Source organism: Paenibacillus sp. D51F, assembly GCF_053345695.1.
Genome location: NZ_JBKFAO010000016.1, coordinates 36,124 through 58,640 on the forward strand (window position 1 = coordinate 36,124; position 22,517 = coordinate 58,640).

Below are 22,517 nucleotides of genomic sequence, written 5' to 3' on the forward strand. Positions count from 1 at the left end.
ATGCACAAATAAGCCATGCACAGATAAGCCATGCCGCAAGCGGGGAGAGAATGCAAGTGAAACTGGTGTCGTGGAACGTCAACGGGCTGAGAGCCTGCGTCAAGAAAGGCTTTGCCGATTATTTCAATCATATGGATGCCGACATCTTCTGCGTGCAGGAGACGAAGCTGCAGGAAGGCCAGATCGAGCTGGACCATGCCGAAGGCTATCATCTGTTCTGGAATTACGCGGTTCGCAAGGGTTATTCCGGAACGGCCGTCTGGACCCGGATCAAGCCGCTGTCCGTCCGGTACGGACTCGAGGACGACTTCGAGGAAGAAGGCCGCATCCTCACCCTCGAATTCGAAGGGTGGTATCTGGTCAACGTCTATACGCCCAACTCCCGGCGCGACCTGTCCCGCCTTCCGTTCCGGCTGGAATGGGAGGAGCGCATCCTCCGCTATCTTCAAGGTCTGGATGCCGTGAAGCCCGTCATCCTGTGCGGTGACCTCAACGTTGCGCATCACGACATCGACCTCAAGAATGCGCGCGCCAACCGCGGCAACTCGGGCTTCACCGAGGAAGAGCGGGGCCGGATGACGACGCTGCTGGAAGCCGGATTCGTCGATACGTTCCGCCACTTCCATCCCGAAGCCGAGGGCGCCTATACCTGGTGGTCCTTCATGCCGAAGGTGCGGGAGAAGAACATCGGCTGGCGCATCGACTATTTCCTGGCTTCGGAGCGGCTGCGTCCGCTGCTGAAGGACGCCTCCATCGACAGCGCCGTGCTGGGCAGCGACCATTGTCCGGTCGTGCTGGAGCTGGCGGAAGAGCCGGGCCGCGCCTCTGCGGGAGCTTAGGACGCCGCGATAGCAAGCAAGGCGGCCGATGCCTCTGCAGCGGAAGCCGCACGCATCGGCATGCCCAAGGGCGGATACGCTCTGGAGGCACGGCAAAGAGGGTCCCTCGCGGGACCCTCTTTTTCTACTCGCTTTTCTGCTTGCTGTACATGACCCGCGATACAGCGATGCCCACCACCCCGAGACCGATGAACAGAATCGCGCGGACGGCGATCGTCACGCCTGGAACGTCGATGAAGATGACCTTCAGCAAGGTGAGCAGCACGAGCAGCATGCCGGCAAGCCGGGCCTTCGGCCGCCGCAGCATGATTCCGCCCGTGATCAGCGCAATCGCATAGACGATCCATACCGCGGACAAGATCAGCCTTTGGCTGTCCGTCTCCAGTAGCCTCGACGCTGCCAGCGTGAGTTGGTCAAGAACACCAGGCCAAGAATTCCGGTCAGCCATAACAGCGCTCCGGCGCCCCGCTTCGCTTGCGGGCTCTGTTTATTCGCAAGGACCATTCTGTACAGGACCAGCAAGCCCGCCAGCAGGACGATCCAGCTCAAGGTTTCCGGCGATGCGACGGCATCGATGGGCATCCCGATAATCCGCATCGCGCCGATGAAGAATATGACCGCCCCCGCTCCCTGCTGGTAGGGAGCGCGGATGCGCAGGCCGATCGCCAGAGCCAGCGTCCCTTCGACCGCGAGTGCCGCTCCCGCATAAGTGCCCGGCAGCGACTCGAGAAGCAGCAGCATCCATCCGAGCGTCGCCGTGACGGCGAGCAGTTCGGCCGCTTCCTTTTTCTTGGACAGCTGCCAGTAAGCCAGAAGGCTGTAGACAGCCGCGCCGATCCCGACCAGGATCAAATACTGGCTTTCATGCTTCGGCATCAGCAGCAGGTATGCCCACCCTGCCGTAACCGCAAAGGAAGTGAACACAAGCCCTCTCCGCTCGGAGTAGACCGGAGCCTCCCGCTTCTCCAGCAGGTACGCTGCCAGGAGAATAGCCTGCTGCAAGAGCTGGGCGCAGAGGAACCACCATTCCGCTCCATCGCCGGCTCCAAGAAGGGCGGCGACGAGGAGCGAAGGCTGCAGAAGCACGTAGGAAGCGGCGTACACCCAGCGGAACTGAAGCCTCCAGCCGATAAGCAGCGCGGAAGCCGCGAACAGCCCTTCATAAGCGACAAGAATGGAGACATGGGAAGCATCGGAATCAAGGAGAAACGGAATCAAGCATCCGGCAGCCATGGCGAGCAGCATGAGAGACTGCGAGCGGTAGGCGAGCGCTGTCGCGCCAAACAGCAGGATGGCGATACCGTAAAGGACACAGGCCAGCGGAACGGACAAGAATCCGTACAGCATATGCGCCGCGAACAACGTCACCACGAGCAGCGAATGCGCTCCGCCAAGCAGCGCCTGGCCGAGCGCTTCCCGCTTGTGCCGCATCTGCCGGATGCCGGCTGCGAACATGCATGCCGCCGCCGCTGCGCCGAGCCAGCAGCGGACCGGGCGCGTGATCATGCCCGCATTGACGGCTGCGGCGAAGCCCCACAGCACGCCGAGCAGCAGCACGACGATGAAGATCCGCGGCAGCCACACCCTGCCGAGCAGATGCTCCCAATCGACTGGAGGGGCGGGCGGGCGAGGAGCAGCCTGCAAAGGCGCGGTCCCTCCCGCTGCCGCATGTCCGGAAGGACCGGCAGGCCTCGGAGCAGATCCCGGCATGGACGGATGCCCGCCCCCTGCATGAGATCGGGCCGGCGCCGTCTGCAGCGGATGCTCGGAGGATTGCCCCCCGCTTGCCTGCTCGGCGGCCTCGGTCTTTCCGTATGCCGGCGCCGCAGCGCCTTCCCGCCGCTCTCCGCCGGACAACGGCAGGTCAGCAGCCTGCTGCTGCCTCAGCTCCGCCAGTTCGAGCGCCAAGCCCTGAATAAGCCGTTCCAATCGTTCGACTCTCTCTTCGAGCTTCATTTGCTATCCCCTTTTGAACGCTAAAATATGCCGGCTTGCTGCGAAGCCGCTCCAACTTAAGTTACACGCATCCAGTCCCTTCCAAATCCCATTTCAGGATTATATCGGTTCACAGCCCTTGATTATCCATTGAGCTTCCATAAAAAAACGCCGACGATGAATCGCCGGCATTCTGCAGCACAGATCGTATGCACATGCCAATCCTGCTCCGACCCCAAACGGACATGTCCAAAACGGAAAGGCCATTCTATGGTTTCACTGCCTTAATCCAAGGAGGGATGACTTAAGCGTCCGCGCCTCTCCCGCTATGGGATTGCCCGGATGAATCTGCAGACGCCTCGCTATCAACCGCCGGTTCTTCCGAAACGATTACAGCTTCCTGATCTGCTTGTCTTTCCGAGACGTCTGCCGCTTCGGCGGACGATTCACCAGCCGGACGCATGCCTGGACGCGGAGTCTGCGGCCGCTTCGGCGCCTTCACGATCTCTGCCTCGTAGTAGTCCCGAAGCTCCGCCGCCTTTTTGGCGTTGTCCATGTCTACCTTCGCCTGGGCCAGCTTATCGGCCACCAGCTCCCAAGTCGGCTGCACCTTCTGCACGGCGAGGCCGCGGATCGCATTTTTCACCATTCTCCGTTCCTTGGCGTTGGAGTAGGTGTCCTTGTACTGCCGCGCGTCAGTCTCATGCTGAATGTCAGGGAAGATGCGGCGGAAAATCTCCGCCGTCATGCGGGCGTCGTCAAGAGCCCGGTGGGCGCTGCCTTCAGCCGGAATGGCAAGCTCCGCCAAAGCCGCTTCGACGCTGACATCATTGGTCAGGCTGCGCGCGCGCAAATAGATTTTGAGCAGATCATAATAGGAAGCCGCGAGCCAGTAGGCATCGTCAAGCTTGTGCATGCGGGTATCCAGCACGATCCGCTTCATGTCCTCGCCGCCCCATGTCACGAACGTGCAGACCTCGCTCTTCCCCAGCCAAGCCAGGAAATGACGGATGACCGGAACAAACCCGCTCGCCGCATCGATGTCCTCCTGCGGTATGCCCGTCTTCTCCCGAATGAAGCTGTTCAGCTTGGCAAAATAAACCGGCTTGATCAGCGCCGTGAACTCGTCGATCTTCTCCAAGGCTTCGTTCAGCCGGACCGCGCCGATCTCGATTACCTCCATCGGCTTGTCGCTGGCGAACTTCCGCCCGTTGAACTCAATATCCAACACGATATAATCCATGCTCAACCTCCGCTGCAATATCCATTGTTCCCATCATACACGATATTGGACGATCAAGCACAGCGGAGCATTCGGCCTTTATATCAAGCGTCGACAGCGGAGGGGATGCCCGTCAAGCCTTCAGCTTCAGAGGAAACTCCGAGATAGCTCCTCGCTATTGGATTTCGCCCTTCTTCTTTATTCATTAATGATTGTCTGCTCGCGGAGGATTGACGGCCGTTCCGTTGACTTTGACGCCTACTCCGTTCGAATAAACCATCTTGCCCCCATAATAGCCGGTACCGAGCACAAGTCCGAACGAAGCGATAGACAGAACCAGATATACCGCCAAAGTCATTTTGACAAGAGACCGGTTGCCTCTGAATGCCATAATAATTCTGCCCAATACGAGCAGAGTGACGACCCAGGCCGTGATGTCGGCCAACATGGAGTGAATTTCGAGAAATGATGTATTGCCACGGGCATCTTCCTCCGGACCGGTCGCTACGGACAGCCATGCTCCGAATGCCGCCGCCAACCACAACCAGAGTCCTTTCCTTGGCGGCAGGGAACGATGAACAACCGAAGTTACAAGATCGTATACGAGGCCGATGGAGATAAGGGCAATTGGAAAATGGACGATAATGGGGTGCAGATGGTTCATGATTTCAGTCAGCATAAGTTGCTTTTCCTCCTTTAATTGTTTCTTTTATGCCACCGTACAATTGTTGGCAACCATGAGCTGCGTTCATTTTATGTTCCTATAGGACAATCCACTCCTTGTTCATTCTCGCCATTTCGATTCCTCCGATCCAAGGATGGCTTCATGCGTTCTTGTGGTTTCAATATAAACGAGCAAAATTAAATTCTCTTAAGAAGACGCGCATGATCCGAAAAATTATATCTACAAGGCTGCAGAGCAGAACAGCACATCCCACCTTTCCCCTACCTTCCTCGTCAACCATCATAAGCCCTAAAAAATGCATAAGATTAACCATTCACTTTACCTAATCAAGGGTTAAAGATGGTGAGCTATACCGTTCCGGGGGGGCAACCGCAAGGAAAACCGAGCTTTGTCACCAGCAAAACAAGGGAAGCGAGCTGAGTTGACTGCAATCAATGATTATACAAACCATATTGCAAACTCAACCATGGAAGAGATCAACAAAGTCTGGAGAATGATCCTGCTGGATGAAAAAAGACACTACGGAATGTTTCTAACTATGCTGCGGAAATACGATTCCGTTCAATCCTTCGAAGGAGTCCTGATGGCGGGTACCCCCGATCGATAGGTTCTGTATCCCCCGGACCGGCGGTTGCTTGCCGGCACCAGCAGCCCAGACTCCGGAAGCGGCAAGAAGCCCCGTCCTCTGCCTGATTGCGGCAGCGACGGGGCTTCTTGCTTATTCCCTGCATATCATCAGCTTATTGCCGTCCGGGTCGAGAACGACAAACCACTGGTCATGCTCGATTTCCGTCACGAGCCTGACGCCAAGCGCCTTCATATAAGCGAGAGATTCCTCCAGCTTATCGGTCAGAAGCATGAACGCCGGCGTCTGGATCGACGGAGCTCCGTCCGGATCGCTGCCTCCCCATTTGGGCATCGTGTCGAGGATCATTCCCGTTCCCTGCATCGGCAGCGGGCATAGATGCCCGAAATGGATCGGGCAATCGGCTTCCATCAGCCCCAGCACCTTGCAGTACCAGCTGCGGGAAGCCTCGATATTCCTTACCGGAACGAAATAGCTGCCGACCTTGTTTTTGACCGGACTTGCAGCAACTGCCGATCCGAACGTCTCCTCGTTGTCGCTCATCGTTTTCCCTCCATGGATCATTTTAAAAGCCTTCGGCGCCACGCCAGGCCTGTACCCCTCCGTTCCTTCCTTGCGGACCGGCGGCCGTTCGGCCTGTCGACGTCCATATCCTTCCATTTTTGTTTCCATCATATCAAATATCCGGATGCCGGAAGAGCCATTTTTTATCAATCGGCCTCTATGGATCTGGAGAGAGCTGCCAACATGAAAAGCTGATGAGGGTTAAAAACTTTTTCTCTCAACCACTTGATAACAATTATCATTATTGGTTATTATAGTAGAAGAGCATAATGAAAAGACAGCCGCTGCAACGGCTGCCCCAAGAGAAATCATATGTGAATTACAGTTTCGGTTCGAACGTTTTGCAATCCGTCTCTTCGGATTGGCTGGCTTGTCCACGGTGACTGACCACGTAGATCGACGAAGCGCTGCATTTGTTGCCGTCGGCCCAGTTCTTGCAGGAGTTCACTTCGCACAGAACGTCTTTTGCCATGATGATTCACCTCCATGGTTGAATTGTCAGGGTGTACAATTCCTTTACCTCAAATAGCCTGATATGAATCGATTCCAGCGATTCATCGGGCTTATTTGCGTTCTCATACACGTACACCTACTGCCATGATACCCTGTTTTACATAGAGTCTGCAATGCAAGACTTCAAATTTCCCCGAGAGTTGACCGGCCCGTTTATGGTATTCTCAAAGTAACGAGTGTTCAGACAGGAGAACAGAGAATGGAGTTGCTTGATTTCGAGGAATTGAAACGATATTACCATGCCATGGGGCTGGATTCCTCCATTATACCCGATTTCAAGGACCGGCTTGCCGCCGACGCCCTTCGTCAAAGGAAGTCCGATTACGCCGATGTGCTCGAGGTGTCGCTTGATCTGGCCGAACGATTCCTCGGCTTGCTGCCGCAGGACCCGATGCTGGTTGCCGTCTCCGACGGGGAGGGCCATGTGCTCGGCTTCGGAGGCAATCCGGCCATGATCTGCTCGCTTCACGAGTTCAATATAGTCGAAGGCGTCCGTTACGGGGAGGAGACCGCCATCAGCTCCATCACGCTGTGCCTGGAGCGCAACGAACCCGTGCAGGTGATCGGAGCCGAACACTATCATCTTCCGCTTCAGCAGATGGCCTGCTACACGGCGCCTCTGCCGGATCCGGGAGGCTCGGGCAGGATATACGCCACTATCTCGATCATGACCGTAGCCGACAACGCCCATCCCCAGCTGCTCGCCTTGCTCGGCACGATGGCCGATTCCATCGAGAGGGAGCTGCTGCTGCGCAAGCAGAACACCCAGCAGCAGATTCTGACGCAAGCGCTGCTGGAAACAACCCACTTCGGCGTGGTCCTGACGGATGAGCACGGAACGATTCTGACCTTGAACGACTCCGTGTCCCGCATGCTCAGCCTCGCAGATAAGTACGAAGGCCTCGATGCGCGCAGCCTGCCTGTCATCGGATCTTGCTTCCGTCGGCTTCTGGACGAAGGCGGAGATCACATCGTAGGACTCGAGCTCTCGGACAAGCGCTTCAGCGTCCAGAAGCATTTCATCCTCGACATCGTTCCCATCGTAGGCGGCGACGGGCGGCTGATCCGTACTGCGGGCACGCTGCGGGAGACGACGGAAATGAAGCGGGCCGAGGAGCAGCTCCGCCATAATGAGAAGCTCGTGTTTGCCGGCCAGCTGGCCGTCGGCATCGCGCATGAAATCCGCAATCCGCTCACCGCGATCAAGGGCATGCTGCAGTTCACCTCGAGCCAGCTTGATCCTGCCCATTACTCCCTGCTCATGAGCGAGATCGAGCGGATCAACCTCATCACAGACGACTTTCTCGTCCTCGGCAGGCCGAAGACGCGCCAGCTCGCTATCCGGGAATGCTCCGGCCTATTGGAAGAGACGCTTCAAATGTTCGAATTCCAATGCCGCCTGGAGAACATCTCGATAAGACGCGAATACAAGAGCTCCGGGCTGCTGCTCTGCGAGTGCGACCAGATGAAGCAGGTGTTCCTCAACGTGCTGCGCAACGCCTCCGAAGCCATGCCGCGCGGCGGGGAAATCTCGATTACGCTGGAGGCGGCTGACGGCCGTCAATCCATCTCGATCTCGGATACGGGAGCAGGCATCGACGCGGAAGGGCTCAAGCGGGCGGGAGAGCCGTTCCATACGACCAAGCCGGGCGGCAACGGCCTTGGGCTCATGATCGTCAAGCGCATCATGGCCGCGCATGAAGGCAGCTTTGCCATCGACAGCATCGCGGGAGAAGGCACGGTCGTCACGCTGGAGCTTCCGCTTGCCGGCAGCGGCCGGTAGCCGATACTCCGAATGCCGCCATAACGAAAAAGGGTCGCGGAATGATTCCGCGACCCTTATTTTCGTGCTTCACATTCTCGCGAACGTGCTGTATTTGGAGTCGAAGGCCCCATCGCTGCTCAGCAAATACACGATGCCTTCGATGAGGCCGATGAAGCCGGGAATTCCAGTCCAGCAGAACAACAGATACAGAATTCCGGTACCAGGTCTGTTCAGATAGAATTTGTGGATGCCGAAATTCCCCAGCAAGATGGCGAGCACAGCCGCTGCGATCTTGCTTTTGCGGACCATCGGGATGCCGGCGCCGTAACCGGAGCTTGCAGCCGAACTGGAGGAGCTCGAAGCGCCGCCCGCGTTCATGAATACCATCGGAGCTTGCTGCTGGCTGCGATTTTCCAGGCTTGCGATTCTCCTTTGGTTGTCTTCCATAAGCGCGTTGATGCAGTTTTTGCAGTAGTTCTTGTTCTGTACCTCCGTATTGCATTCCCTGCAGATGAATTTGCCGCAGCCGACGCAAGTTCCGATGGAGACTGCCCCGTCATGAACGTAACAACTGATGCTCATCGTACTACCCCCATAATGGCCTAAATAGCGAAAGCTAAGATCAGGCGACAACTAGTCTATTTCGTCTAGAAAAATAAGAATTAAGACCTAGTATTCTTTTCGGCTTATATCTTCCAGAAATGAATATTTCTCCTGGTAAAGGAAATGCAAAAAAAACGGCCGTCCGAAAGGACAGCCGTTGTCTCCATCAAGGAAGCGCGAGCTTCCCCATGACGGTCGGGCGCGATGCCCCCGTCGCGCTCGGCAGGTTGTTGGCCTGGCCGAGCAGGAAATCATGCCCGAGCAGGGCGAAAATGACGGCTTCCTTGGCGTCGTCCGGAATGCCCAGAGCGCTCGAGGTCGTAACGGCCAGCTCCGGGAGCAGCCCTGCCAGCATATCCAGCAGCGTCGCGTTGTGAGCCCCGCCGCCGCTGACGACCAGCTCATGAACCGGGCAGCGCGGCAGCACGAGCTGCCGGCAGGCGTCCGCGATGGATCGGGCGGTCAGAGCTGTAGCTGTCGCGACGATATCCTCGGGGCCAAGGCCGCGGGCAGCGGCCCGCTCCAGGAAGCCGTCGGCGTAAGCGGCGCCGAACAGCTCCCTGCCGGTCGACTTCGGCGGCGGCATGCGGAAGTACGGATGCTCCAGCAGCTCGGCCAGCAGCCCGGCGTCCGGCGTGCCGCGCGCCGCCATGGCCCCTCCCGCGTCGTAGCTGGCCGCGCCGCCGGTGAGGCGATGCACCGCCGCATCGATGACCATATTGCCCGGCCCGGTATCGAATGCGAACACATCCTGCGGCCCGGCTCCGGCAGGAAGCGCCGTGCAGTTGCCGATGCCGCCGATGTTCTGCAGCAGCCGGCCCCGGTCGGGATGGCGAAGCAGCACGAGATCGCCGTAAGGAGCAAGCGGCGCGCCCTGGCCGCCGACTGCAAGGTCGGCTGGACGGAAATCGCCGACCGCGAGCACACCCGTGAGCTTCGCAAGCACCGACAGATCGCCGATCTGCAACGTCGACCTCGACAGATGGGGCTTGCCGGCGGGAGGCTCCGGCATATGCCACACCGTCTGTCCATGCGAGCTGACGAAGTCCACCTCCGACATGGAGAGCCCGGCATCCCGCACCGCCTCCAGAACGGCGGCCGCGAACAGCTCCGCCATATAGACGTTCATGCCGCACAAGCTCTCCACATCGGAAGCCTCGGGATCGCACAGCTTGCGGAGGCTTTCCCGAAGAGGCTCCCCGTACGCGCGGGTATGGAAATGAAGCAGCTCGGCGCGGGTGTCCAAGCCGCTGCCTTCAAGCCGTACGACGGCCGCATCCACGCCGTCGAGCGAAGTGCCCGACATCAGTCCGACGCCGATCGCGTACGGACGGGGAGGCGTCCAGGTCATCATCGGCCTTCCCCTCCCTTGCCGGACTCCAGCCTGCCCCGTCTGGCCTCAAGCGCCAGCAGCACCGCTCCGTAGGCGGCGTCCCGCTCGGGCTCGACGCATCTGAGCCGCGGCAGCCGCGCGGACAGCTCCGACCGGAAGGCCTCCCTCACGTAGGAGCTGCGCTCCAGCACGCTTCCGAGCAGTGCGATCTCGCCGTCCTCCATATCGAGCGCGGATGCGACCGCCGGCACAAGCTCTGCCAGCGCAGCTCCGCTATCCGCGGCGAGCCGCAGGGCGGCCGCATCGCCGGCATCGCATGCCTCGCCGAGAAGCGGCGCGAGCGCGGCGATATCCGCCTTGCTGCGGCCCGGCGCATAGACATAGCCGACCAGCTCCGGCACCGAGCCGATTCCGAGCGCGCCGTAGACGAGCTCCGTCAGCGCGGTCGGCCCGATTCGGCCGTCGGCTGCGCGCACGACAGACGTCAGCAGCCCGCGGCCGATGCTGTAACCGCTGCCCTCGTCGTCGATCAGATGGCCGAAGCCGCCGGCGCGATGGGCCGCCCCGCCAAGGCTGCGGCCGTAGCAGATCGAGCCGGTGCCGGCGATCAGCACGATGCCGTGCAGCCGGCCGTGCGCGCCGGCCAGCGCCGTTTCATGATCGCCGGCGAGCGTCAGAGCGCCGCTGTAGCCGCCAGCGCGGAGTGCGGCCTGCAGACGGCCTCCGACCGAAGGATTGCTCACCCCGGCCGCGCCGATGCACAGGTCGGTGACGGCGGCCAGCGAGCCGCAAGCCGTCTCCAGCCCGAGGCAGATTTCCCGGATCGAGGCTTCGACCCGCTGCTCGTCATGGCCATTGTAATTGAGCGGGCCTGCAGGGAAGGAATGAATGACCTTGCCCGTCTCGTCCGCCACCGCCACGGCCGTCTTGGTGCCGCCTCCGTCCATTCCCGCCACATAGCTCATGCTGATTCCCCCAAGCTTCAAGTCTGTGCTATCGCCGCGAATGCGGACCAGCTGCCTATTCGTACAAATGATAAGCCTTCTTGCGCTCCACGAACAGACGGCTCTCGTCTGCAAACCTTTCCAGCAAGGCGTCCGGACTCTCCGTCCGGTACCCCTCGTCCCCGCCGAGCAGGTCGATGAACGGCCTCCCGCCCTTGCGGTAAGGAGCGAGGTATTCGAAGGCCGGGAACATCTCCCTGACCTTGAACAGCAGCCGTACGCCTGTCTCCACCGGACGGAGCGCCCTCTCGTCCAACACATGCACATATACGCCGCCGCATAGGGAGCCCTGGTGCTTGGACATATGCGGATTGAAATGAACCGGACGGAAATGCACACCGGGCAGCTTCAAGCCGTTCATTTCCTTGGCAAGGATTTCGCCGTCCACGAAGGGAGCCCCGATCGTTTCGAATGGCGCCGTCGTGCCCCTGCCTTCCGATAGATTCGTCCCCTCGAACAGGCATGTTCCGGGATAGAGCAGCGCCGGATGGAACCTCGGAATGCCCATGGAAGGAGGAATCCACGGACGTCCCGTCTCCGGGAACAGCATGCCGCGCTTCCAGCCCCGGCATTCCGCCACATGCAGCTCGGCGTTCCAGCCGCGCTCCGCATTGGCCATCAAGGCGACCTCCCCGGCCGTCAAGCCGTAGCGGACGGCCAAAGGATACCCGCCGACGAAGGAGCTGAACTCCTCCCTCAGCACATTGCCCTCGACCGTAACGCCGTCCAGCGGATTGATCCGGTCCAGCACGACGAAGGGAATGCCCGCGGCGGCGCAATCCTCCAGCGCGTACAGCATCGTATAGATGAACGTATAGTAGCGCGTGCCCACGTCCTGTATATCGTACACAACGATATCGACCTCGCGCAGCATCTCCCCGGTCAGCCTCTTGGAATCCTTGCGATAGAGGCTGTAGACCGGAACCCCGGTCTGAGGGTCGACATAAGCATCAACCAGATCGCCGGCGCCGAGATTCCCGCGTACCCCATGCTCCGGGGAAAAGAGGGCGGCAAGGCCGTACCGCCCATGCAGCAGATCGATCGTGGAGCGGAATTCCGCATCAAGTCCGGTCGGAGCCGTGATCAGGCCGATGCGCTTGCCGCGCAGCAGGCCGTCATAATCCGAGATCCGGTCGATGCCGTTCTGAATGGAAGTCATCCCTGCCTCCTTCTGCGGAAGACGCCGCGGATCCGCCGCCTCCCGCTATCCGGCCGAAGCCGTTCGGTATTCATCCCGGCCGCCGCTTACAGCTCGGATTGGCGCAGACGCATCGTCTCCGGCGGGATCATGAACGTCTCCGCGTACTCCTTGCGGGCTTCGAGACCGCGCACGCGCGCCAGGCTCTTGTAATAGTCCATGTAATTGAATGACTTGCTGCCGGTGACGAACCAATGGGTGGACAGAGCCTCGATCCAGAGATCGAACGCTGCCTGGTCGAAGTCGACGTAGACGTAAGGGACGTAGCCGACCGCGTCCTCCCAGTTCTCCCCGTAATACAGCTTGCCGGCAAAATGGGCCGGATGCTTCCGCTCCATCGCCTTCAGCCCGGCGAAAAACCGCGCGTCATTGACGATCCGGTGCGTCGTGGCATGGTCCTTGTGCATGCTGTTGCAGTGATGGGTGATGATGATGTTCGGCTTCACCTCGCGTATGACATCGCAGACGCGCAGGCGGATCGCCTCGTCGTCGGGAATCTCTCCGTCGGGAATCTCGAACACTCTCGCTTCGCCGCCGAGCATGCCGGCGAACGTATGGGCTTCGCGGATTTTCTGGTCGCGGTATTCGTTCACGTCCCGGCCCTCGGGCACGCCTCGCTCGCCTGCGGTCAGCGCCAGTGTCGCGATGCGGTCGCCCTTCAGATAGTGGCTGGCGAGCACGCCGCCAGCCACCAGCTCGACGTCGCCTACATGCGCGCCGATTCCAAGAATCGTCAAAGGCTTTCTCTCGCTCATGTTCAGAGCTCCTTTCTCATGACGGCGAATTCCTTCACCGTCCTGAAACCGGCTTTTTCGTAGATGCGCAAAGCGGGATTGCCGCTTCCGGTGTACAAGGACATGTAGTCCGCGCCGGCGGAGCGGAACGCTTCGCAGAGGCGGAAGAACAGGATCGTGCCGAGTCCATGTCCTTCATGGCCGGGCTCGACCCCGATGCCGGCGAAGTAGCCGCGCCCGGTGTCTTCGCGGATGACCGGCCCGGCAAAGCCTGCCGCCCGCCCTTCATGGGCGGCGAGCAGCACCGGCACGCCTGAAGCGGCCGCAGAAGCGATCTCTTGCTTCTAAAGCGGGTTGCCGAGCGCCTCCAGCATCTCTGCCAGTCCGGAATGCCGCGCAGCATCGAGCCGCTCCACCCGGTAGCCGGCATATGCGGCCCGCTCTTCCTTGGCTCGGATTTCATCCGGCACAGAGAAATCCGCCAAAGGCAAATACATGGCCTTCTGAATGGCCCGTTCGGCATAACCGCGCTCCAGGAGCAGGCGGTGAAGGGAGCTTCCCGCCGGAACGCCGGGAGCGTTGTTGTGCTCATGTCCCGGCGTATCCGGGATGTACCAGGCCAGCCTCATCGGATTGAAAAAGAGGATCTCCGCCTGTTGCTTGCCTAGCTCGCGGAACCGGCGCTCCAGCTGATCCAGCAGCCGGCCCCTGGCTGCATCCGCCTCCGGGCCGCTGCGGACGACGACGCAGGTGATATAACCGGCGACGTCGCCGAGCGGCAGCCCGTCGCCTGCGCAGCCGACGGCAAACCCATCGACCCGGCCTTCCTTCAGCAAGACGAAGGCCGTCCCCGCATCAAAGCTCGGATGCCCGGTCATGGAGGACCGGAGCCGCTCAGCGCTCAATTCCTTATAGCCGTCGGGCACGGCTTCCTCGTTCCAGAGCGCGACCGCTTCCTCTTCATAGCGGTTGTCCCATGCGGCAATCACGATGCTGTCGCCTCCTTTGCCGGCCGCCCGGCCGGCATCGCTTCAGCCCGGAGGGATTCTTCCCGCAGGCCGGCTCGTCAACCTTTGACGGCTCCGACAGTGACGCCTTCCAGGAAGTAGCGCTGCAGGCTGAAGAACAGGATGAACATCGGCAGCGCCGAGACGGTCGCGCCCGCCATCATCGGAGCGAAGTACGTCGTGTTGGCGAAGCGGAAGTTCTTGAGTCCGACCTGGATCGTCTGCATGTCCATCGTGTTGGTCACGAGGAACGGCCAGAAGAACGTATTCCACGATTCCATGAACGTAAGGATGGCCATGACGGCCATGACGGTTTTGGACAGCGGCATGACGATGCGGGTGAGGATCTGCCACTGGCTGCAGCCCTCCACCTTGGCGCTCTCCAGAATTTCCTTCGGTATGGAGCCCATGAACTGCTTGGCCAGGAAGATGTTGTAGACGGTGACCAGGCTCGGCGCGATCAGCGCCGTATACGAGTTGGAGATGTTGAAGACGTTGACGATGAGGATGTACAGCGGAACCTGCGTCACCTGGTACGGAATCATCATGGCGACGAGCAGGACGCCGAACAGTGCCTTGCTGCCCCGGAACCGGATCTTGGCGAAGGCGTAGCCCGCCATCGTGGCGAACACGACGTTGGACGCCATCGTCACGGTCGCGACCAGCAGGGAGTTGCCCAGCCACCGGTACGAGTATTCGCTGTAATCGAAGAAGAACTTGTAGGAATCGAGCGTGATCTTCTCCGGCCACAAGGAGTAGCTGACCGCCCCCGCCTCCACCGGATCTCCGAAGGAGGAGATGAACATGAAGTAGATCGGGAACAGCGTCGCCAGCGCGAACAGCAGAAGGAGGAAGATGATGACGGCATTGCGGAGGCTGCGCAGCATCGTGTTGCCTAAGTGAGTGTTGTATAAGCCCATATTCCGGCCTCCTTCCGCTTAATATTCAACGTCTTTGCCCAGGAACTTGAACTGGACAAAAGCCATGACGGCGATGACCAGCGCGAGCACGAGCGACTGCGCCGCGGCATTGCCGAATTCGAAGTATTTGAATGCCGTGTCGAAGATCAGCAGGCCGACCATCGTCGTGGAATGGTCCGGTCCGCCGCCGGTCATCAGGTAGGCGTTCTGGAACACCTGGAACGAGCCGATGACTCCGGTCACGAGCAGGAACAGCGTGGTTGGCTTGAGGCAAGGCAGGACGATATGCCACATCTTCTGCAGGAACGAGGCTCCGTCGATATCGGCCGCTTCATAATAGCTGCTGTCGATGCCGAGCAGGGCGGCGACGTAGATGATGATGCTCGTTCCGTGGCTGGACAGCCAGGACATGAGCACGAGGGAGAACATGGAGGTCGCGCTTGCGCCGAGCCAGTTCTGGTTGCTGATGCCGAAGAAGCCGATCAGCTGGTTCAGGATGCCCGACTGCAGCGGATCGAAGATCCACAGCCATACGACGGACAGGGCGACGCCGGAGGCGACCGCCGGAAGATAGTAGATGGCTTTGAAGCTGGTCTGCATCCATTTCTTGAGCGGCATGATGAGAATCGCCACGCCGAAGCTGAGCATCAGCGCGACCGGGACGGTCAGCACCGTATAGAGCACGGTATTGCCCATCGACTTCCAGAACAGGTCGCTCTTGAAGACGGAGACATAATTGTCGAGGCCGACATACGACGAGCCGAGCGGCTTGTAGTCCTGGAAGCTGATGATGAAGGCACTGATGACAGGGTAGGCCGTGAACATGGCGTAGACGACCAGAGCGACGGCGATGAAGGCGTAGGCCCAGGCTCCGTCCCCTTTGTTCAAGCGGTATTTGGTCTTGATGGTTGAAGCTTCTCGTGCCATGATGCAGGACTCCTTTCCGCTTCCGCTGGTAGGCTTCCAAGCAGATCGACTTGGCCGCCTTGACCGGCGGGCGTTCGCTTGCCTGGAGTAGAGAAAGAAAGCATGCGCTTGTCATTCTTTCCGATCCGATAAAAGAGATCGGATAGCCGCTTGTGGCGGCTATCCGAGGTGGCGGCTATCCGAGCAAGGGGCTAATCCTGTACGACTCCGTCCGCGCCGAACGTGTCGATGGCGGCCTTTTTCACGTCTTCGTACATTTTTTCCGGCGTCGTTTCGCCCGCGAGCAGCGCCTGCAGCTTCGGCACGATGACTTCCGTCTCCAGCTTGATCGCCTTGGCGCCCAGCTCGGCCGGGATGTCCGGACGGGCCGGAGCGGCCGTCGACAGCAGATGCTCTACCGCCGCCTTGTTTTCCGGGCTCTGCTTGCTTTCCATGCCTTCGGCAGCCTTGCGCGAGCTCTTCGTGATCGGAGCGGAGAACAGCTCGCCATTGGTCGTTGCGGCAACCTGGCCGCTGGCGAGGAAGTAAGCCGCTTTGGCGACGTTCGCCTTATGCTCGGCCGTCGGCTCTTTCTTGCCGCGGAACGTGACATAACCGTCGACGATGGAGTTCGCTACGGCCGGCTGGCCTGCGAAGGAAGGAACCGGAAGCACGACGTAGTCGGTCTTGATGCTGTCCTTGACGGCGCTGCCGTCGTTCTTGTCGATCTTCTCGTTGTTCAGGCGCGACGAGTTCTCGAAGACGGCCATGCCTTTGCCCGTAATCATCGTCTGGCCGGTCAGGAACATGTTCCAGCGCTTGCCCGCGTCGATGGAGCTGAGCTCCTTGGGCATCGAGCCGTCGTCGATCATCTGGCGGATGTTCGTCAGCAGCGTCAGGTAGTTCTTGCTGGTGTAGGCATATTTGAGATCCTTGTCGAAGGCGGCAGGCATGCCGGCATTCTTGACGAGAATGCCGAGGTAGTCCTTGGAAGTAACGCCCGCGGTGGCGAATACGAAGCCGTAGCGCTTCGTCGTATTGCCTTCCTTCACGACGCCTTTCTTGATCGCCTCGCGGAACTCGTCGAACGTCCAGCCGTTCTGCTGCACCTTCTTCCAATCAATGCCGGCTTCCTCGAGGAACGGCTTGTTGCCGCCGATCGCGTGGACTTCCATGTAGGCCGGGAAGCCGTACAGGCCGTCGCCGTTGTACATATATTTCAAGGGACCTTCGTCGAAGTCGGCGATCATCTCCGGCGTCGCGGCGTCCTTGATGTCCATCACCATGCCCATCGGAACGTATTTGGAAATGCCTTCCGAGCCCATGAAGGCGATGTCCGGAGGGCTGCCGGCGTTCACCTGCGTATCCAGCTTCTGGGTCATGTCTTCCCAGCTGGCCGGCTCGATTTTCAGGGTCAGGTTCGGATATTGCTTGGTGAATTCGGCTTCCATCTGGTTGAAGTTGGCCTGGAAGTTGGCGGATACCGGAGGCAGAAGGGCTGTAATCGTGTCTTTCTTGGCGCTGGCGCCTTCCGAGCCGGTATTGCCGGCTGCGGCATTGCCGCCGTCATTGTTGCTTCCGCAGGCGGATACGACGCCGGCAGAGACGACGAGCGCAAGTGCGGTTGCGGCAAATCTTGATCTTTTTTTCATTTCAAGATCCTCCCTTTTTTTGGTGAGCCAATTCTATAGGTTCGCATCCGGCCCTGAGCGGTTTAGTTGGCCTGTGCGCAGATACGTATCGCTGCCTTGAGGTTGCCGGAGCTGGCATCCAGCGCCGCCCTCGCCTCATCCGGCTCCAGGCCGGTCTGGATCATCATGATCGCAAGCTTGCTGTCCTTGGAAGCCCTTTCAAGAGCGCTTGCCGCAGTCGGCTCATCGGCTCCTGTAGCGTTCCGGATGATGCGCAGGGACCGGTCGTACAGCTTCTTGTTGCTCGCCTTCAGGTCGACCATCAGGTTGTTGTACGTCTTGCCCAGCTTCACCATCGTGCAGGTGCTGAGCATGTTGAGGACCAGCTTCTGCGCCGTTCCCGCCTTGAGCCTCGTGGAACCGGAGATGACTTCGGAACCGACGACCGGAGCGATGCAGATGTCGCACACTTCGCTGAGCCGCGTCCGCTTGTTGTTGACGACTCCAATGGCTGCCGCTCCGATTTCGCTGGCCCGACGCAGCGCTTCAATGACATAGGCGGCGCTGCCGCTGGCGGAAATGCCCACGACGACATCCTTGTCGGTGACGCCGATCCGGTCGATCGCCGCGCGGCCTTCATCCCCGTCGTCCTCGCAGCCTTCCACCGCCGTCCGCAGCGCCTGGTCCCCTCCGGCAATATACCCTTGGATAAGCAGCGGATCAACGCCGAAGGTCGGCGGACATTCAGAGGCGTCAAGCACTCCAAGCCTTCCCGAGGTTCCGGCTCCGATGTAGAACATGCGGCCCCCGTTCGACAACGATTCGTAAATGACGTCCACGGCCTCGGATATAAGCGGAATCTCGGCCGCTACGGCCGCCGGCACTTTGGCATCCTCCCGGTTCATCAGCTGCAGCATCTGCTCGGTCGAGCATTCGTCGATGGACAGCGTATCGGGATTGATTCCCTCCGTCGTCAAGCTGGCAAGGTATTCATTCATCTTGATTCCCCTAACGTGATCTGGATCGCGGCGCCAAGGCGCCTGCGGATCGATTCGTTGATTGCGTCTTGCATCTCTAATATTAAGCATTCGCAAACGGGATGGTCAATACATTTTGAAATAAATTTTTAAGATAAAACATTATGTTGATATTTTATATCAGATCTTGTCCAAAAAGAGCTTTTTCATGGGAGTTAAGTTAACATAAGTCTCGGTTTCCCGCATCCTACAAAAACAGGGCATCCGGGGCTTCACGCTCCGAACACCCTGTTTATGGAAGGTTTGAATAAATCATCCTTGCTATCTCCTGCGTTTGCTGGCGATGATGTTATGGCTGCGGGAGAGATAATGCTTCACCTGCTGGTAGTCCGCGCTCGCCACTCCGGCGAACAGCATATCGATGACGGTCAGCATGGCGATCCGGGAGCCCATCGCTCCGCTGCGGATGGTGATCTCCGGCGTGGAGATGCTGAGCAGCAGGTCGGCTTTCTCGGACAGCTCGCTTTTGCCGTACTTGGTAATGGCGATCGTCAGCGCGCCGCTCTTGCAGGCGATGTCGAGGGAATCCAGAATCTCCTCGGTATTGCCCGAGTTCGAGACGAAGATCGCCACGTCGCCCTCGCGAAGCAGCGTCGCTGCCGTCAGCTGGCTGTGGCCGTCAAGATAGGCGTGGCAGTTCTTGTTGATGCGCGTGAACTTCTGCTCCGCATCCTCGCACACGAGTCCCGATGCGCCGATGCCGAACAGGAAGATGCGGCTGCAGGTGCGCAGCTCCTGGACCGCGCGCGCCACGGCATCCCGGTCGAGCAGGCTGAGCGTGTCCTCGATGGACATCATGTTGTTGCGGCCGATATTGGAGATGATCGTCTGCAGGTCGTCTCCCGGCTGGATGTCGGTATATTGCTCCTCGCCGGTCTCTTCCTTGTAGCCGAGCGCGGCCGATATGCTCACGATGAAGCTGCGGTAGCCGCTGAACCCCATTGTCTTGCAGAAGCGCAGGACGGACGCGTCGCTGGTCCGGCTTCCCTGCGCAAGGTTCTTGATGGACAGATGCGGAATCTCGTCCTTGTTCTCCAAGATATACTCTGCTACCAAGCGTTCGACAGGAGTCAAGCTGTCTTTCCGCTCACGGATTTTGATGAGAACGCTGTCGTTGATTGCCATAGGCCGCCTCCTGCCGTTTCCGGGTGAAAAAAGGATGTATGAAATTCGCAGCATTCTATTATTCTCTACTGAAGCGGCCATCTGCCTTCGCCGCTCGAGAGGACGATGCGTTTTGCTCGGCTGCCGCTTGGCTGGCGATGTAATCTGCTTGTTCAGCGCCATTATCGTATACGCTCCCGGTGCGAAAAACAAGGGTTGTCCGAGCAAAACGGCTTGAGCCTCTCTTCGGGCCGCTGAAGGCTCGCGCGGAATAGAGAAGTCTAGATCCAGGATGGCGATAAAGGGGAATCCAGCTGTCGCCATTCAGATGCTAAAATTTTATTTTAATTATTTATATACCATTCGAATAAAAATTTCAATTTTTCATTCCCGTACCGGACAACCTGTGCTAGAATAGCCCACATAACGGAATGACCCCTGCAAAACGGCTTCGCCAGCTTGGCGGCGGAGCTCGACAGCCGCTCGCGCGGACAAACGGCAAGCCGCATTTCTCAACATCCGGTTGGACCAGCAAAGGCTAGAGGAGATGGAATACGAGATGAAAATCGCCATTATCGGAGCCGGCAGCACGTACACGCCCGAACTGATCGAAGGCATCATCAAGCGCAAGGACGGGCTGCCGCTCAGCGAGCTCGCGCTGATGGACATCGACGAGCGGAAGCTCGGCATCGTCGGGGGACTCAGCGGCCGCATGATCGAAGCGGCCGGCATGGATTGCCGCGTCGCGCTCACTCAGGATCTGGACGAAGCGCTGCGCGGAGCGGACTTCGTGCTCGGTCAGATCCGCGTCGGCAAGCTGCCGGCCCGCGTGCTGGATGAGCGCATACCGCTGAAGCACGGCATGATTGGCCAGGAAACCTGCGGCATCGGCGGCTTCTTCAAGGCGATGCGCACGATTCCGGTCATGCTCGACATCGCCAGACGCATGGAGCAGCTGTGCCCGGATGCCTGGCTGATCAACTTCTCCAACCCGGCCGGCATCCTGACCGAAGCCATCCTTACCCATACGAAGGTGAAGATGCTCGGCCTCTGCAACGTACCCTACAATATGTTCAAGAGCATCCGCGCTTCGATGGAGCTGCCCGATGCAAGCCTCACTTATGTCGGCCTGAACCATCTGAGCTGGATCACGGCCATCGAGCACGGCGGCAAGGACTACCTGCAGGAAGCGCTGGACATGGGCCTCAACAGCGAGACGATGAAGAATATCCCTTCCAGCGGCTTCAGCAAGGAGCTCGTGCAGCTCGTCGGCGCCATCCCTTCTTCTTACCTGGAATACTACTATTTCAAGAACAAGAAGCTGAAGATTCTCATGGAAAGCCAGCAATCGCGCGGGGAGCGCTGCATGGAGATCGAGGAGGACCTGCTCGGCATGTATGCCGACGCCAAGCTGCACGCGAAGCCGGAGCTGCTGGCTTCCCGCGGCGGGGCGAACTACTCCGAGGTGGCGATCAGCCTCGTCGATGCGATCTGGAACGACAAGCAGGAGATCCATGTCGTCAATCTGCTGAACAACGGCGCTCTAGGCTTCATGGAAGACGGCGACGCGGTGGAAATATCGGCTGTCATCGGCAAGGACGGAGCGAAGCCGATTCCCCAGCCGGAGCTGGACAACGCCCATATCCGCGATTACATGCGGATGATCAAGGCCTACGAGCGCGAGACGGTCGCGGCCGCCGTGTCCGGCAGCGAGGAAGCGGCCATGCGCGCGCTCATGATGAACCCGCTCGTCGGCGATTACAACGCGGCCCGCGCCTGCTTCGACGAGCTGAAGGAAGCTCACCGGGAGTATCTCCCGCAGTTCGCGTAAGGCGCCGAGGAGGACCATCACATGAAGAACGCATTCGTCATCGGCGTTGACGGCGGCAACAGCAAGACCGATTATTATTTGTTCGATCTGGACGGCAGGAAGATCGACTCCATCCGCTCCGGCACATGCAGCCACGAGCAGTTCAAGGACGGCTACATCAGCGCCAAGCGGGTCATGGGAGAGCAGCTCGGGCTGCTCCTCTCCCGCAACGGGTTGCTCGCAGAGGATGCTGCGGCAGCCGCCTTCGGCCTGGCCGGAGCGGATATCGCCTCCCAGAAGGCCAGCCTGAACCGGATCATCGGGGAGCTCGGCTTCGCCCGCTTCGCGTTGGACAACGACAGCTTCCTCGGAGTGAAGGCCGGCAGCGAATCCGGCAGCGGCATCTGCTCCATCAACGGGTCGGGCGCCTGCACCGGCGGCATCTCGCCTTCCGGCCGGCGGCTGCAGATCGGCGGGGTCGGCAGCGAGCTGTCCGGCGACGAGGCCGGCGGCTACTACTTGGCGCGCCGGGCGCTGCGCATCGTCTATGACGCCTTCTTCCGGCTCGGCCAGCCGACCGCCATGACCGAGCCGGTCATGAGGCTGCTCGGCCTGGACGACAAGGAACGGTACATCGAGCGCGTCGTCGAGGCGGCGACTTCCCGCTCCCTGCCTTATACGGAGCTCGTCACCGTGCTGCTCGAGGCCGCCGCGTCGGGAGACGAGGCGGCGTTCGCGGCGGTCGATCATTCTGCCCGCCAGATGGCCCTGTCCGCCGCAGGCTGCATCCGCGGGCTCGACTTCGGAGAGGAGCCGGTCGACATCGTCATGGCCGGCTCCGTCTGGGTCAAGGCCGTCTCCCCCATCATGCGGGACCGGTTCAAGCATCATGTCGGAAGCCTGTCCGGGCAGGAGTGCCGCTATGTCCTGCTCGAAGCCCCGCCTGCTGCCGGCGCCGTTCTCTGGGCGCTGGAGCTGGCGCTCGGCAAGCCCGCGGAGAAGACGGTCAGGGAGCGGGTTTTGGGCTCCGTGCAGTAGCGGGAATCAACGACAGACGTCAACACGCCGGCGGATCCTCCGATTTTTTCGCCTAAGAGATGAAGCTCATCCCGGGAGCAAAG

The 22,517-nt window shown here is 59.8% G+C and carries 23 protein-coding genes; 5 read left to right on the forward strand and 18 right to left on the reverse strand.

What is annotated here, in order from left to right; translation table 11 throughout:
* The first annotated feature begins 56 nt into the window (after positions 1-56).
* A complete protein-coding gene (locus ACLBWT_RS20855) occupies positions 57-839 on the forward strand; it encodes an exodeoxyribonuclease III (RefSeq protein ID WP_447665046.1) in 783 nt (260 codons plus the stop codon).
* A 124-nt stretch (positions 840-963) separates the two neighbouring features.
* Here the strand turns inward: ACLBWT_RS20855 and ACLBWT_RS20860 are convergent, their stop codons facing one another.
* From ACLBWT_RS20860 to ACLBWT_RS20875, 4 genes are all read right to left on the reverse strand, one after another.
* The gene (locus ACLBWT_RS20860; RefSeq protein ID WP_447665047.1) at positions 964-1,197 is read right to left on the reverse strand and encodes a DUF2339 domain-containing protein; all 234 of its coding nucleotides are present in this window, start codon (positions 1,195-1,197) and stop codon (positions 964-966) included.
* Between the two features lie 2 nt (positions 1,198-1,199).
* Positions 1,200-2,795, reverse strand: coding sequence for a DUF2339 domain-containing protein (locus ACLBWT_RS20865; protein WP_447665048.1), 1,596 nt, complete (start codon positions 2,793-2,795; stop codon positions 1,200-1,202).
* Between the two features lie 283 nt (positions 2,796-3,078).
* Positions 3,079-4,017 (reverse strand): exonuclease domain-containing protein, encoded by a 939-nt coding sequence (locus tag ACLBWT_RS20870; protein WP_447665049.1) that lies wholly within the window; start codon positions 4,015-4,017, stop codon positions 3,079-3,081.
* Positions 4,018-4,201: 184 nt separating this feature from the next.
* The gene (locus ACLBWT_RS20875; RefSeq protein WP_447665050.1) at positions 4,202-4,675 is read right to left on the reverse strand and encodes a DUF2231 domain-containing protein; all 474 of its coding nucleotides are present in this window, start codon (positions 4,673-4,675) and stop codon (positions 4,202-4,204) included.
* Between the two features lie 394 nt (positions 4,676-5,069).
* On the opposite strand from ACLBWT_RS20875, the gene ACLBWT_RS20880 reads away from it, so the two are divergent.
* Positions 5,070-5,288, forward strand: coding sequence for a hypothetical protein (locus tag ACLBWT_RS20880; protein ID WP_447665051.1), 219 nt, complete (start codon positions 5,070-5,072; stop codon positions 5,286-5,288).
* A 111-nt stretch (positions 5,289-5,399) separates the two neighbouring features.
* On the opposite strand, the gene ACLBWT_RS20885 is transcribed toward ACLBWT_RS20880, so the two are convergent.
* Positions 5,400-5,942, reverse strand: coding sequence for a VOC family protein (locus ACLBWT_RS20885; protein WP_447665052.1), 543 nt, complete (start codon positions 5,940-5,942; stop codon positions 5,400-5,402).
* A 208-nt stretch (positions 5,943-6,150) separates the two neighbouring features.
* Complete coding sequence (locus ACLBWT_RS20890; RefSeq protein ID WP_076359549.1) at positions 6,151-6,303, reverse strand: DUF1540 domain-containing protein; 153 nt, start codon at positions 6,301-6,303, stop codon at positions 6,151-6,153.
* A 240-nt stretch (positions 6,304-6,543) separates the two neighbouring features.
* On the opposite strand from ACLBWT_RS20890, the gene ACLBWT_RS20895 reads away from it, so the two are divergent.
* A complete protein-coding gene (locus ACLBWT_RS20895) occupies positions 6,544-8,127 on the forward strand; it encodes an ATP-binding protein (RefSeq protein ID WP_447665053.1) in 1,584 nt (527 codons plus the stop codon).
* A 69-nt stretch (positions 8,128-8,196) separates the two neighbouring features.
* Here ACLBWT_RS20895 and ACLBWT_RS20900 read toward each other — a convergent pair whose 3' ends face one another.
* From ACLBWT_RS20900 to ACLBWT_RS20955, 12 genes are all read right to left on the reverse strand, one after another.
* Positions 8,197-8,418, reverse strand: coding sequence for a TM2 domain-containing protein (locus ACLBWT_RS20900; RefSeq protein WP_447665087.1), 222 nt, complete (start codon positions 8,416-8,418; stop codon positions 8,197-8,199).
* Positions 8,419-8,878: 460 nt separating this feature from the next.
* On the reverse strand, positions 8,879-10,066 hold the full coding sequence (locus ACLBWT_RS20905; protein ID WP_447665054.1) for an anhydro-N-acetylmuramic acid kinase: 1,188 nt from the start codon (positions 10,064-10,066) through the stop codon (positions 8,879-8,881).
* The gene (locus ACLBWT_RS20910; protein ID WP_447665055.1) at positions 10,063-11,010 is read right to left on the reverse strand and encodes an N-acetylglucosamine kinase; all 948 of its coding nucleotides are present in this window, start codon (positions 11,008-11,010) and stop codon (positions 10,063-10,065) included. Before ACLBWT_RS20910 ends, ACLBWT_RS20905 begins: the two co-directional genes overlap by 4 nt.
* A 55-nt stretch (positions 11,011-11,065) precedes the next feature.
* Positions 11,066-12,208 carry an exo-beta-N-acetylmuramidase NamZ family protein gene (locus ACLBWT_RS20915; RefSeq protein ID WP_447665056.1) on the reverse strand — a complete coding sequence of 381 codons (1,143 nt, stop codon included), beginning with the start codon at positions 12,206-12,208 and terminating at the stop codon, positions 11,066-11,068.
* Between the two features lie 86 nt (positions 12,209-12,294).
* Positions 12,295-13,002: a PIG-L deacetylase family protein gene (locus ACLBWT_RS20920; RefSeq protein WP_447665057.1), complete on the reverse strand. Its 708-nt coding sequence runs from the start codon at positions 13,000-13,002 to the stop codon at positions 12,295-12,297.
* Between the two features lie 2 nt (positions 13,003-13,004).
* Positions 13,005-13,292: a GNAT family N-acetyltransferase gene (locus ACLBWT_RS20925; RefSeq protein ID WP_447665058.1), complete on the reverse strand. Its 288-nt coding sequence runs from the start codon at positions 13,290-13,292 to the stop codon at positions 13,005-13,007.
* A 33-nt stretch (positions 13,293-13,325) separates the two neighbouring features.
* Entirely contained in the window at positions 13,326-13,970 is a 645-nt protein-coding gene (locus ACLBWT_RS20930) for a hypothetical protein (protein WP_447665059.1), read from the reverse strand.
* Positions 13,971-14,047: 77 nt separating this feature from the next.
* Complete coding sequence (locus tag ACLBWT_RS20935) at positions 14,048-14,908, reverse strand: carbohydrate ABC transporter permease (protein WP_447665060.1); 861 nt, start codon at positions 14,906-14,908, stop codon at positions 14,048-14,050.
* Between the two features lie 18 nt (positions 14,909-14,926).
* Positions 14,927-15,835, reverse strand: a complete 909-nt coding sequence (locus ACLBWT_RS20940) for a carbohydrate ABC transporter permease (protein ID WP_447665061.1) — start codon at positions 15,833-15,835, stop codon at positions 14,927-14,929.
* 191 nt (positions 15,836-16,026) lie between these two features.
* Positions 16,027-17,466 carry an ABC transporter substrate-binding protein gene (locus tag ACLBWT_RS20945; protein WP_447665062.1) on the reverse strand — a complete coding sequence of 480 codons (1,440 nt, stop codon included), beginning with the start codon at positions 17,464-17,466 and terminating at the stop codon, positions 16,027-16,029.
* 62 nt (positions 17,467-17,528) lie between these two features.
* On the reverse strand, positions 17,529-18,443 hold the full coding sequence (gene murQ / locus ACLBWT_RS20950) for an N-acetylmuramic acid 6-phosphate etherase (RefSeq protein ID WP_447665063.1): 915 nt from the start codon (positions 18,441-18,443) through the stop codon (positions 17,529-17,531).
* 300 nt (positions 18,444-18,743) lie between these two features.
* The gene (locus tag ACLBWT_RS20955) at positions 18,744-19,607 is read right to left on the reverse strand and encodes a MurR/RpiR family transcriptional regulator (protein ID WP_447665064.1); all 864 of its coding nucleotides are present in this window, start codon (positions 19,605-19,607) and stop codon (positions 18,744-18,746) included.
* A 538-nt stretch (positions 19,608-20,145) separates the two neighbouring features.
* Here ACLBWT_RS20955 and ACLBWT_RS20960 point away from each other — a divergent pair.
* Together ACLBWT_RS20960 and ACLBWT_RS20965 are read left to right on the forward strand one after the other, a co-directional pair.
* On the forward strand, positions 20,146-21,417 hold the full coding sequence (locus tag ACLBWT_RS20960) for a 6-phospho-beta-glucosidase (RefSeq protein ID WP_447665065.1): 1,272 nt from the start codon (positions 20,146-20,148) through the stop codon (positions 21,415-21,417).
* A 21-nt stretch (positions 21,418-21,438) separates the two neighbouring features.
* Positions 21,439-22,434 (forward strand): N-acetylglucosamine kinase, encoded by a 996-nt coding sequence (locus ACLBWT_RS20965; RefSeq protein ID WP_447665066.1) that lies wholly within the window; start codon positions 21,439-21,441, stop codon positions 22,432-22,434.
* Positions 22,435-22,517: the final 83 nt, after the last annotated feature.